This is a genomic window from Pseudoalteromonas sp. SG44-17 (assembly GCF_014164235.1).
GTDB lineage: Bacteria > Pseudomonadota > Gammaproteobacteria > Enterobacterales > Alteromonadaceae > Pseudoalteromonas > Pseudoalteromonas rhizosphaerae.
The window spans coordinates 243,770-255,861 of record NZ_JACJEV010000002.1 but is presented as its reverse complement, the minus strand read 5'-3'; the positions used below and the strand labels follow the sequence as shown (position 1 = coordinate 255,861).

The window sequence follows — 12,092 nt, the reverse complement described above, 5'->3', positions numbered from 1 at the left end:
GGTATAACACTCTGAATATGCTGTATGATTTTTTACCATAAAGCCAGCCAAGTAATTCTTTTATCGAATTACTTGGCTTTTTTGTAACAAAAAATATTCGCTAAACCCGCTCAACTCTTGGCTAAAACGCAACAAATCAACGGTAAAACCACGAAATTGTTAACTGATGATGATTTAATTAGCCTTTAAATGTTAAAACAATTAAAGGCTGCAAATAGACGTATATTTAACTACTAGATTTGGACTTGTGTCTCGCTATAAAACTCGCTAGTTTAACCAATCAGATAATAATAAAAACAAAAGTAACTGTATGATCAGGGTCGAAAATCTTTGCCGTACTTATGGTGCAGGCGAAACGCAAGTCATTGCATTAAGTAATGTTTCATTACATATTAAAGAAGGTGAGTTTGTCGCCGTGATGGGCGCTTCCGGTTCAGGGAAGTCGACTTTAATGAATATCCTTGGGTGTCTCGATACACCAACCTCAGGCAGTTATTTGCTCTCTGGTGAAAGTATTAAAGAAATAGATGACGAAAGTTTGTCAGCTATCCGCAATAAAAAGATTGGCTTTATATTTCAAACCTTTCACTTATTAACTCGCCTTAGTGCTCAAGAAAATGTGGCTTTGCCACTGCGTTATACTGACACCCCAAAACAGCAAGCCAGTGAGCGCGCTATGGCGATGCTGGATAAGGTTGGCTTGCAAAATCGCGCACACCATAAACCATTTGAAATGTCCGGTGGTCAGCGGCAACGAGTTGCTATTGCCAGAGCACTAGTAAACGAGCCAAAAGTCATTTTTGCTGATGAACCAACGGGTAACCTCGATAGTAAAACGTCTCATGAAATTATGCAGTTGCTTTGCTCACTCCACCAACAAGGACATACTTTGGTCATGGTAACCCATGAAGAAGATATTGCTGCTTATGCTAAGCGAATTATTCGTATGAAAGATGGCATAGTCATAGAGGATAGCGGATGTTAAAAAGTCAATGTTTCAAAGCCTGTTTAGGATTATTACTTTGCAGCTTAGCTTTCTCAAGCAATGCGCAAAGTTTGTTACTTAGCGGTGAGCTAAAAGCCAGCGATAAGCAAATTTTTTATGCTCCAAAATCAGACAATTGGCGAGTACAAGTGCAATGGATGATGAAAGAAGGCGAAATAGCGCAACAAGATGATGTTGTTGTGGTGTTTGATAGCGGCTCAATTGCCACTGAAATTGAACAAGATGAAGTAAGTTTAGAGGCCGCCGAAGAAGAGCTGCTTAGGATCACCACCAGCAATCAAGAAAAACAAATAGAAGCTGAGTTTAACTTTAAGCGCACTGAGCTTTTACTAGCGCGTGCCCGTATTGATGCTGCTATTCCACACGCTAACTTAAGTACCTATGATTATCAAAAAAATCAGCTCGAACTTGAAAAAGCCCTGATCAATAAACAAAAATCATCCGAAGAACTCAGCCAAGTTAAAACTGAAAATACCGTTGCGCGCAATAAGCAGTTACTGACTATTGAACAACTAAAAACAGACCTTGCATACAATAAAACGCAACTGGCAAGTATGAGCATTAAAGCACAGCGTACAGGGCCGGTTTTGTATGCAAACCATCCGTGGAATGGCGAAAAAGCATTTGTTGGTATGACAGCCCAACCTGGCTGGAAAATTGTCGAAATACCGGCCATGAGTGAACTCTACATTGAAGCCTGGGTACACGAAATTGATTATCAACATTTACAACTTGGCCAACAAGCGCAATTGTTATTCGATGCCTATTTACAACAGCCGCTCAATGCGACTTTAAGCGAAATTTCAACTCAGCCAGAAGAACGCCTTCAGTGGGGCAAAGATGCCTACTTTAGAACTCGCTTTAACTTTAACGCTCAGAATTTAAAACTGTTACCGGGCATGAGTGCAAAATTAACAATCGGAGAAGACTCTGATGAATCATAACGTTTTATGCATAATATTGAGTATGTTGCTATTAACTGCATGTAATGACGATGAGCAACAACATTATCTAGTGAAAAAGAGTGATATTGCTATTACGGTTAATGCCAATGGCGAACTAGAGTCATCAACCAGTGCGATCATTGCCCCGCCGTCAGTTGCTCGTATGTGGCAATACCAAATTAAGACTATGCTAGCGGAAAACACCCAAGTTAAAAAAGGCCAAGTGGTGGTATCGTTTGACGATAAACAAGTTCGCGATAAGCTAATCGACAAACAATCTTCATTAGAGCGAGCAAAAAAACAGCTCGAAAATGCGCAAAATAAAGAACTTATCAAAGAGCAAGAATTGACCCTCAGCGTTGCCGAAATGAAAATGAACTACGATAAAGCTAAACGCAAAGCAGAGATTGTTGATCAATCTCGCTCTGAAGTTGAACGTAAAAAGTCACAAATTGATTTTACTATTGCAAACAACGATCTAACGCTTGCTAAAAGTAAGAAAACGTTTCAGCAACAGAGCAAAGAACTAAACTTAAAAATGGTGCAGAGTAAAGTTGCACGGCTGCAAAGTGAGGTAGACGGGTATTTACAAGATATTGAACGCCTTAAGGTAAAAGCCCCAATTGATGGGCTGGTAATTTATAAAACCAATTATGAAGGTGAAAAGTCATCCATTGGTGAAAGTGTGCAATTTGGTCAGCCTGTTATTGAGCTTGCTGTACTTAAAAATATGCAAGTAAAAGCACAAATCGATGAACCCGACAGCGGTAAAATTGCCCCAGGGCAAACCGTTAAAATAACCATTGATGGCAGTAGCGAACTAGTTGTGTCAGGGAAAATAAAGAGTTTGGGTCGTGTATTTAGAGAAAAGTCATATCAAGATAAGCGTCGGATTGTGGATGCCATTGTTAGTATTGATAATATTGACACCAGTGTTATTCGCCCAGGACTTACTGCGCGCTTAGAGATCACCACCGCTCGCCTACCTCAAGTATTAAGTATTCCTTTAACCAGTTTGCAATATGATCAACAAGGTCCCTATGTTGCAACCACTGAAAATAACAAACAATTTATAGAGATAAGTCACTTTACCGATAATCTCGCCGTAGTCAAAAGCGGCCTACAACTAGGCGACGAGGTAAAATTATGAAAACGAGCTTTGCACTTAGCTTAATCGTTACAGCTTTATTTATCAGCGGTTGTTCAAAAGAACATGAAATTCAAAACGCGCTTACTTATACGGTTAGTGAACATAGTTTTAAAACTGAGGTTGAAGCCAAAGGGCATTTGATCGCAGCAAATGAAACCCTGATTGTTGCGCCAGCATCAAGCCGTGGGCCACAAACTTTAGCGTGGTTAATGCCAGAATATAGCCAAGTTAAAAAAGGTCAGGTCATTGCTCGTTTTGATGGCGAACAAATGCGTCGGCAAAGCCAAAAAAACACTAATCAAGCGGCTTTAGCAGCGCAAGATTTAGCACAAAAATCAGGAGAAATAGATAAAGATAAGACTATTTTAGAGCACGATATTGTATTGGTTAATGAAGAAAAGCAATTTGCCGAAGATTACTCAATTGAAGATGAACGCATTCGCTCTAAATTAGATATTTTAGAGTCACAACAAAATGTTGAGTTTTTAAATGCAAAACATAACTACTACGACTGGCAAACTGGCCGTTTTGAGCAAAGTGCCACCGGAGAGTTGATGTTATTAAAAATGAAAGAAGACCAATACAAACAAAAATTAGCAACGTTGAACACTAACCTATCATTGCTTGAGATCATCGCCCCTCACGATGGCTTATTAACCCATAGTACTAATTGGCGCGGCGAAAAACCGCGAGCGGGTGAATCCTTATGGCCTGGTCAAAAAATAGCAGCACTGCCTGATGTTAGCCAAATGCAGTTGATGTTATATGTGTCTGAACGTGAAGCAATCGATTTAACAGTAGGTCAGTCACTTACATTCAAACTTATTGCATTGCCTGAGCAGCAATTTAGCGGCGAGTTAATCGCGGTATCGCCGTTTCCTAAATCAATAAAACGCGGCGATCCACAAAAATTTTACGAGCTAAAAGCAACGATAAATCAGCAAAATAACGCTTTACGCCCGGGTTTAAAACTCAATGCGACTATTTTAGTGACACCGCAAAGTGAGCGTTTAGTGGTACCCAAACAAAGTGTTTTTACCGAACAAAATGCGCATTATGTTTATGTTGAAGAAGCTGGCGAATTTGTCAAAAAGACCGTTTCATTAGGCAAACATAACCTTAGTCATGTAGAGATCCTCGCAGGTTTAGCTGCTAATGATGTGATCTCACTCATTGATATAAAGGACATCTGATGAAATATTTAACTTTATTTATTGACACCGCCTTAGAGCTTGCACAGCATAAGTTACGTACTTTACTGACTTTATTAGGGATGATATTTGGTGTCGGTGCCGTCATTGCTATGCTCAATATTGGTGAAGGTGCTGAACGTGAAGCCATGAAAATGATTGACTCTATGGGGTTATATAATTTGATTGTTAATGGCAAAGAGTTCGATGAAAAAGAACTCAAAGAGCAACGTAAGCATTCGGCCGGTTTAAGCCTGCGTGATGCCCAAGTTGCCCACGATTCGCTGCCTTTTGTTACCGATTTTGCCGCACAAAAAACCATCGAGACGTATCATATTTTTAGCCAATACAATAACAGCGACGCCAATGCCGTAGGTGTAAGCGCTAATTATTTTCAGCTGTCACATTTTCAACTATTTGCTGGACGTATATTAAATAAAAACGATCAACAACGGTTTGCTCAAGTGGCAATGCTTGGCGCAAATACTGCCAAGCAACTATTTCCGTTAGGTGACGCACTCGGTCAACAAATAAAAATTAACCACTTATGGTTTAAAGTAGTCGGTATTTTACAAGCGCCTTATTTAAAGAAAAAAGAATTTCAAGGAGTCAAACTTGGTAACGAACAAAACCAAGTATTTATTCCACTTAGTACTGCATTACACCGCTTTGAAAGTGGCTTACTTGATAGTGAAGTCAGCAGCTTGAAACTAGCCATTGATAAATCGGTTGATCCAATTGTTGCCGCACAAGCACTGGAACATTTACTGCAAAATCGCCACAGTGATATTGATGATTTTGAATTAGTTATTCCTGCCGCGTTATTAGCCCAGCAAAAACAAACCCAGCAAATATTTAATATTGTGATGTCCTGCGTGGCAGGCATTTCACTCTTGGTTGGCGGTATCGGTATTATGAATATCATGTTGGCGACGGTGCTTGAACGCACTAAAGAAATTGGCTTACTGCGTGCTATTGGTGCAACACAAAAAGACATTCGGATACAATTTATTGCCGAGAGCTTTACCATTTCTATTTTAGGTGGCTTACTGGGTGTGGTATTTGGTATTGGCTTGTCTGAAATTATCTCTATGTATTCGCAGTGGGCGGTATCGTGGTCAATGACCGCCATAGTGTTATCGTTTAGTATTTGTGCGTTAGTCGGCCTTATTTTTGGTGTATACCCCGCGATCAAAGCGTCACAGCTTGATCCTATTGAAGCACTGCAAAGTGATTAACTCGAATGTTAGTAGTTAAAGGAGAAAATTTGGTGAGCAACAACAAACACACCCTTGTTGTAGAAGGTGGTGCAATGCGCGGCATATTTGCCACCGGCGTACTTGATGCGTTCTTAGGGGCACAATACCAACCATTTAATCGCTGCTTTGGTGTCTCTGCTGGAGCAACTAATATTGCGGCTTATTTATGCCAACAAGCTAAACGTAATCATAAAGTGATCACTGATTATTCATGCCGACCCGAGTTTATTAATTTAGCGCGCTTTATCCGTGGTGGGCATTTATTTGACTTAGATTGGTTATGGCAAACCACCATGGCTGATATTCGTTTAGATCTTGGCACATTTGCAGCACAGAACTGTGAATTTTATATAGTCGCAACCGATATAGACACAGCATCAGCGCAGTATTTAAAAGCGACAGCAGAGCAAATGGAGCAGCAGTTAAAAGCCTCCTGTGCGATTCCTATTGCTTATCGTGATTACCCACTCATTGATGGTATTGCCATGACCGATGGCGGTGTGGCTGATTCAATTCCGATCCGAAAAGCCTATCAAATGGGGGCTGAAGAAATCACGGTCGTTTTATCACAACCACTTGGATATCGTAAAAAAACCAGTAAGGCCCCATGGTTTACACGCCGCATTTATAAAAACCACCCGGCACTTGCCAGTGCATCTTTAGCTCGTGCTGATAACTATAATGCCAGTATTGCGTTTATTCATAATCCACCTGCAGACTGTAAAATAAATATCATCGCACCACCTGCTGACTTTAACGTTGGCCGCACCACTAAAAACTATCAAAAGCTCAGCGATGGTTATCAGATGGGGATTGTGGCTGCACAGCAACACTTGCAAAACATGCAGCTATAGAACAATGATTTTATCTATAAAAAAGTGTGTGGCAGCTTATTGTTTTTGCTGATGTTGTCACAAAGCTGCGCGATCCAAACCTTGTGAAACTAATAAATTTAGACTGTACCTTGTCATTCGTACTCTATTAGTAACAAGGTACACTCATTACAGTGTTATACTTTAAACTCATTTACTTGTTGTTGTAACATACTTGCGAGTAACGCCAACTCCTGTGATGCTTGTGCGTTTTGCTGAGAACTTTCACTCACTGATGCAATACTAGAACTAAACTCGTTGATGTTACTACTTAATTCATGGGCCACCATTTTTTGCTCTTCAGTGGCTGTTGACACTTGCGTGTTCATATCGGCAATTTCGGTTACCTCTTGATTTATTTCAGTTAAAACTTGTGATGAATATTCTGCATGATCAACACTTTCTTGTGCACTACTTTCAGCGTTGCCCATAGCAACAACAGCTTGTTGAGCCATACCTTGTAGCTTGCTGATCATTTCATTAATGCTCGCTGTGGCTTTTTGGGTATTATGAGCAAGCTGCCTTACTTCATCGGCAACAACAGCAAAACCACGACCAGAATCCCCTGCTCTTGCGGCTTCAATCGCAGCATTTAAAGCCAGTAAGTTAGTTTGCTCTGCAACGCCTTGGATCATCATTACAACCTGATTTATATCATTTGTTTGTGTATTAAGGTCGTTTATTAATTGTGTATTTGTATTTACTAACTTAGATAACGTTTGGATTGAGCTAATATTATCAGCAACGGCTTGCTGCCCTTGTTGTGCTTTACTATCTGCATTAGTGGCTTTTTCTGATGTGGCCATCGCATTTTGTGCCACTTGTTCAATCGCACTACTCATTTGCGTAATGGCTGTCGCAATCATTGTAGACTGTTGCTCTTGCTCTGTGGCTGTTGAGGCCACTTGCTCACTAATTGAGTTCATTTCTTCTGCCGCAGAAGATAAAGTTAACGTCGCCCCAGATACATCGGTTACTAAAGTATGTATACGTGACAACATATTATTAAAGTTTCGTGCAGTATCTGCAATTTCATCTTCACCAAGTACATTGGCTCGTATTCGCAAGTCAGCATTATTTGCAATTTGCGTAATGGTATCGCGCAGCGCCACCAATGGGTTTTGAATTGAACGGTAAATAAAATAAGCAATGGCTAACAACAAAAAAATCAACAGTGCTACTGATAGTTTCATCACTAGACTTACTAACGCAAAGTTTTCGTCGGCTTGTTTCTTAAAGTGATTAGCTTCATTTAATTGCAGCTCTATTAAAGCTTGATAGCTTGCGCTTAACGGATCGAATACATTATATAGATCAGTAACAAACTGCTGTTGTGGGAGTGACTGGAAATCCCCTGTGCGTACTTTGTTCAACAAGTTTTTAATTTGCGCTTGAACTGGCTTAAGTTTTTGTTCGACAGTATTTACTAAGCTTTTTTCTTCACTGGTTAAGTCTGTACTAAGGTAAGTATTCCATTCTTTATCGGCTGTATTTTGAGACTGCTGTACTGCCGCAAGTAAATCATTTTGACTAATGGTACCAGCTTTGAACTTATGAAATAAATCAACAATATTAACTGCGTAGTTATCTGACACCGTTTTTATCTGTTTCAATGGTACGACACGGTTCTCATATAAACTGTCAATTCCTTTGACTAATCCTCCCATAGTACTAATTGAATATATGGCAGTAATCGTAAAAATTACAACGGGTAAAAGCGCTAATACAATTAAACGGGAACGGACCAAGTAATTATTTAACATAGTATTCCAAAGCTACATCTTTAATATTTACAAGTATAATACGTAATTCAAAAGCCTCTACGTTTTTATAATATTTTTTGCAACAATGAGGTATTATAATTTTGCTATACTTGAGCCATAAACTTTTAAGTTATAGCTCAATGATGAAATTGTATAATTTTGCAGTGCTCTGGTTATTGTTATTGCCTTTGGCGTTTACTAACTTTGTACACGCTAATGAAGCAATCGTTAATCTTCACTTAGCAAGCCCCAGCACCACAGATACCCCTCGTAATCACTATATTCATGCGCTATTAACGCTCGCCTTTGCTGAGCAAGGAAAACAGGTTACTTTTATATACTCCATTAGACCAATGAATAAAAAACGCGTGGTGGAAGAGTTGTCAAAAGCAAGCAGTATTAATTTAGCTTGGCTATCGCTCCCTGCTAACAGCTACCCAGATTTACATCATACCTCATTGTCAATTTACCAAGGTTTACACGGCAAGCGATTACTAATAATTAATAAAAATCAGCAACCGCGCTTCGCTGAAATATCAACTTCAGCACAGCTTAAGCCTTTAATAGCATTACAAAAGCAGAGTTGGTCTGATTATGATGTACTTATACGCAATGGCTTCACTGTTAATGGAGAGCTAGATTATAAAGGCATGACTAGAGCACTCGAGACAGGTTTGGCAGATTATTTTCCTCGCTCTGTATCAGCTATTGCCGCTGAGGTGACTAAACTGCAGCATCAAAACTTAATGATTGAACCAACGATCATGTTGCAATACCCGAGTCATTATTATTTTTACACTCATAAACAAAACGATGCTTTACTAATGGAGTTAGAGGCTGGGTTACTAAAACTTCAAAAAAACGGTAAGTTTGAGCAGCTTTATCAACAATTTTTTGGTGACAAAGAACAAGATCTCGCATTATCAACAAGAAAAATTTTCCAGTTAAATTAGCAACAACATAGCTCACATTACTTATTGCGAGCTAACAACTAAGTCAGTTCACAATAGGGTCAAGCACCCTAATAAAGTAAATACTTAAATGACGATTGAACTCGCCCAATCCGATTTTGTAAGCTAGCTTATAACTATAGATGAAGGCATCCGCTTGTTTTGCCCAATATACTGAATATTCTCATGGATAAGGTCTTATTATGATGCGTAAATTGTGGCAGGTAGTCGTTTATCTGATGATATTTTGTGTTGGCTTTGTTGCAGGGTTATACACACTGCCAATTTTAACGGCTCCACCCTCTCCTAGCAAACTTGAGTTGGCCACACATGCACAACAAGCACTTTATAGTGGTGAATTCAAAGCTGATCTCGCAGGCTCTGATGCTTTGCATTATGGTAACGGCCAAGTCAGATTAACCAACAATATGATCTCTTTTGATGGCATCTTGAGCCCAGGCCCAGATTATCAGCTTTATTTAGCTAATCGCTTTATTGATAATGAAGCCGATTTTTTAGCATATAAAGGTACAATGACAAGGGTTGCAAGCGTAAATACATTCGATGGTTTTATAATTAAGGTGCCAGCCGATATTAATATTGCACGCTTTAACACTGTGATTGTGTGGTGTGAAAGTTTTGAACAATTTATAACCGCGGCTCAGTACCAATGAACAAGTGCTGGGAAACAACTGCTTTAAAAGCAACAGAGAGTTGCGGCACAGACTATTTGCCAGTTTACTTATTATAAAAACACTATCAGCCAACGACCTTAGCGTGTCGGTTCAAAACCATCATAGTGAGGGATATCAGCATTTATTTGCTCCCAATTCGCTTTTGAGCTAACAAAGTTATGGCTCATAGGACGCTCTGTAATATCACTATCGAGTATACCCAGACGCAACCTTAGTCTGCTTATATCATCAAGGTTTTCACTGTAGATTGGGCTGCCACATGCACTACAAAAATAGCGGATACGCCCTGGTTTAAATTCAAATCTGCTTAACCACTCATTGCCTTTGGTTACTTTAAAGTCAACACGAGATATAAATCCATTGGTCGCAAATGCGGTACCACTGGCTTTACGACACAACGAGCAATGACAATGAATAATGCTCTGGATCGGGCCATCAATTTGCACTGTGACCTTGTTACACAAACAACTTCCTTGATACATGCTAAAACTCTTTAAAAAAATAAGCATAAATACTAGCACAATTTTTTATACAAAAAAGCCGCCTTTGGAGAGGGCGGCTTGGGTGAACAAACAGCTATGGGTGGGAGCTGTTATATCAAGAGACTATAATTCGATTTATGCTACGCGTTGCTCTTCACTAGGTGTTTGACGAATTAAGTAATCAAATGCCCCTAGGCTTGCTGTTGCACCACTGCCCATCGCAATGATAATTTGCTTAAATGGTGTGGTCGTTGCATCTCCCGCAGCATATACTCCCGCTAAAGATGTCGCTCCTTTTGCATCTATTATTATTTCGCCAAACTGACTGAGTTCAACATTACTGTCTTTTAACCATTCAGTGTTAGGTATTAAGCCTATTTGCACAAATATACCGGCTAAGTTTAACTGTTTGTTCTCACCTGAGGTGCGGTCAGTATAGCTTAAGCCCGTCACTTTTTTACCATCACCGAGTACTTCTGTAGTCTGGGCATTCTTAATAATGGTGATATTCTCTAAGCTATTGGCTTTACGAATAAGGACGTCATCGGCGCGTAACGTATCTGCAAATTCAAGTACCGTAACGTGCTCAACAATATTAGCTAAATCAATTGCCGCTTCTATACCCGAATTACCACCACCAATAACGGCAACAGGTTTGCCTTTAAATAACGGTCCATCACAATGTGGACAATACGCTACACCATGACCACGGTATTGTTGTTCACCAGCTACGTTCATTTCACGCCAGCGAGCGCCCGTTGCCAGTACTAACGATTTAGTACTGAGCACAGCTCCGTTTTCAAGCGTGATTTCATAACCATTTTTATAACTAAGACCGACGGCTCGTTGATTGTGCATGACATCTACATCGTACTCTTTAACATGCTCTTCAAGCTGAGCTACGAGCTTAGGCCCCTCGGTTGCTTTAATAGATATAAAATTTTCGATTGCTAGCGTATCAGCTACTTGTCCACCAAACCGGTCAGCAACAATGCCTGTATTTAAGCCCTTACGTGCTGAATAAATTGCTGCAGATGCACCAGCAGGACCACCACCTACGACAAGCACATCAAATTGTGATCTTTCATTGAGAGAAGCGGCTTGGCGCTCTGCCCCTTTACTATCAACTTTATTTAAAATATCAGTTAAGCTCATCGCACCTTGGCTAAAGGGCTGGCCATTTAAGTACACCGCGGGTACTGCAAGTATATTTCGCTGCTCTACTTCATCTTGAAATAATGCCCCATCAATCATAGTTGCTTTAATGTTGCTATTATTAGCGGCCATTAAATTAAGCGCTTGTACGACTTGCGGGCATGTTTGACAACTTAATGAAATATACACTTCAAACTCGAGTGGCTGAGTCAGTGACTTAATTTGCTCAAGATCTGCAGCCGACGCCTTACTCGGATGCCCGCCCGTATGTAACAACGCTAATACCAAACTGGTAAACTCATGCCCCATCGGCACACCAGCAAAGGTAATTTGGCTATCTCGAATAGGTGAAGATACCGTTATTGATGGACGGCGTACGCCACTATCTGGATTATCTCGCACCAAAAATTTGTCGCTCAACGACGCAATATCGTTGGTTAAATTGTCAATTTCTATTGATTTTTTGCTGTCATCCAAGGCGATAAGTAGCTCAACAGGATCAGCAATAGCTGCAAAGTGACTTTTTAATTGATTTTTAATGTTGGTATCTAACATGACTTACCCTTGTTTTAGCAAAAATGCCCATCATCACACTAATGTGCTTAATAAAATTGTGATGATGAGCC

At 39.9% G+C, this 12,092-nt stretch carries 11 protein-coding genes; 8 read left to right on the top strand and 3 right to left on the bottom strand.

The annotated features are described in order from the left end of the window. Positions 1-310: 310 nt before the first annotated feature. Genes H5182_RS02530 through H5182_RS02505 form a run of 6 tightly spaced genes read left to right on the top strand, consistent with a single transcriptional unit; the run spans position 311 to position 6,403 of the window. Positions 311-985 (top strand): ABC transporter ATP-binding protein, encoded by a 675-nt coding sequence (locus tag H5182_RS02530; RefSeq protein WP_145234184.1) that lies wholly within the window; start codon positions 311-313, stop codon positions 983-985. Beyond that, positions 979-1,950 carry an efflux RND transporter periplasmic adaptor subunit gene (locus tag H5182_RS02525; RefSeq protein ID WP_149980037.1) on the top strand — a complete coding sequence of 324 codons (972 nt, stop codon included), beginning with the start codon at positions 979-981 and terminating at the stop codon, positions 1,948-1,950. Before H5182_RS02530 ends, H5182_RS02525 begins: the two co-directional genes overlap by 7 nt. Further along, the gene (locus H5182_RS02520) at positions 1,940-3,100 is read left to right on the top strand and encodes an efflux RND transporter periplasmic adaptor subunit (RefSeq protein WP_182759455.1); all 1,161 of its coding nucleotides are present in this window, start codon (positions 1,940-1,942) and stop codon (positions 3,098-3,100) included. Before H5182_RS02525 ends, H5182_RS02520 begins: the two co-directional genes overlap by 11 nt. Then, the gene (locus tag H5182_RS02515) at positions 3,097-4,293 is read left to right on the top strand and encodes an efflux RND transporter periplasmic adaptor subunit (RefSeq protein WP_145234190.1); all 1,197 of its coding nucleotides are present in this window, start codon (positions 3,097-3,099) and stop codon (positions 4,291-4,293) included. The genes H5182_RS02520 and H5182_RS02515 overlap by 4 nt, the downstream gene beginning before the upstream one ends. Next, entirely contained in the window at positions 4,293-5,528 is a 1,236-nt protein-coding gene (locus H5182_RS02510) for an ABC transporter permease (protein WP_145234192.1), read from the top strand. The genes H5182_RS02515 and H5182_RS02510 overlap by 1 nt, the downstream gene beginning before the upstream one ends. Positions 5,529-5,557: 29 nt before the next feature. Beyond that, positions 5,558-6,403 carry a patatin family protein gene (locus H5182_RS02505; protein WP_259398218.1) on the top strand — a complete coding sequence of 282 codons (846 nt, stop codon included), beginning with the start codon at positions 5,558-5,560 and terminating at the stop codon, positions 6,401-6,403. A 155-nt stretch (positions 6,404-6,558) separates the two neighbouring features. On the opposite strand, the gene H5182_RS02500 is transcribed toward H5182_RS02505, so the two are convergent. Beyond that, a complete protein-coding gene (locus H5182_RS02500; RefSeq protein WP_182730891.1) occupies positions 6,559-8,184 on the bottom strand; it encodes a methyl-accepting chemotaxis protein in 1,626 nt (541 codons plus the stop codon). Between the two features lie 140 nt (positions 8,185-8,324). On the opposite strand from H5182_RS02500, the gene H5182_RS02495 reads away from it, so the two are divergent. Together H5182_RS02495 and H5182_RS02490 are read left to right on the top strand one after the other, a co-directional pair. Then, complete coding sequence (locus H5182_RS02495) at positions 8,325-9,137, top strand: transporter substrate-binding domain-containing protein (protein ID WP_259398217.1); 813 nt, start codon at positions 8,325-8,327, stop codon at positions 9,135-9,137. A 200-nt stretch (positions 9,138-9,337) separates the two neighbouring features. Beyond that, entirely contained in the window at positions 9,338-9,808 is a 471-nt protein-coding gene (locus tag H5182_RS02490; RefSeq protein WP_182730892.1) for a DM13 domain-containing protein, read from the top strand. A gap of 98 nt (positions 9,809-9,906) precedes the next feature. Here H5182_RS02490 and H5182_RS02485 read toward each other — a convergent pair whose 3' ends face one another. Both H5182_RS02485 and ahpF read right to left on the bottom strand, forming a co-directional pair. Then, entirely contained in the window at positions 9,907-10,311 is a 405-nt protein-coding gene (locus tag H5182_RS02485) for a GFA family protein (RefSeq protein WP_182759454.1), read from the bottom strand. 135 nt (positions 10,312-10,446) lie between these two features. Next, positions 10,447-12,021, bottom strand: coding sequence for an alkyl hydroperoxide reductase subunit F (ahpF, locus tag H5182_RS02480; protein ID WP_182759453.1), 1,575 nt, complete (start codon positions 12,019-12,021; stop codon positions 10,447-10,449). Positions 12,022-12,092 lie beyond the last annotated feature (71 nt).

Coding starts and splice junctions, on each gene's coding strand:
- H5182_RS02530 (WP_145234184.1), top strand. CDS start 311: ATGATCAGGGTCGAAAATCTTTGCCGTACTTATGGTGCAGGCGAAACG.
- H5182_RS02525 (WP_149980037.1), top strand. CDS start 979: ATGTTAAAAAGTCAATGTTTCAAAGCCTGTTTAGGATTATTACTTTGC.
- H5182_RS02520 (WP_182759455.1), top strand. CDS start 1,940: ATGAATCATAACGTTTTATGCATAATATTGAGTATGTTGCTATTAACT.
- H5182_RS02515 (WP_145234190.1), top strand. CDS start 3,097: ATGAAAACGAGCTTTGCACTTAGCTTAATCGTTACAGCTTTATTTATC.
- H5182_RS02510 (WP_145234192.1), top strand. CDS start 4,293: ATGAAATATTTAACTTTATTTATTGACACCGCCTTAGAGCTTGCACAG.
- H5182_RS02500 (WP_182730891.1), bottom strand. CDS start 8,184: ATGTTAAATAATTACTTGGTCCGTTCCCGTTTAATTGTATTAGCGCTT.
- H5182_RS02495 (WP_259398217.1), top strand. CDS start 8,325: ATGATGAAATTGTATAATTTTGCAGTGCTCTGGTTATTGTTATTGCCT.
- H5182_RS02490 (WP_182730892.1), top strand. CDS start 9,338: ATGATGCGTAAATTGTGGCAGGTAGTCGTTTATCTGATGATATTTTGT.
- H5182_RS02485 (WP_182759454.1), bottom strand. CDS start 10,311: ATGTATCAAGGAAGTTGTTTGTGTAACAAGGTCACAGTGCAAATTGAT.
- ahpF (WP_182759453.1), bottom strand. CDS start 12,021: ATGTTAGATACCAACATTAAAAATCAATTAAAAAGTCACTTTGCAGCT.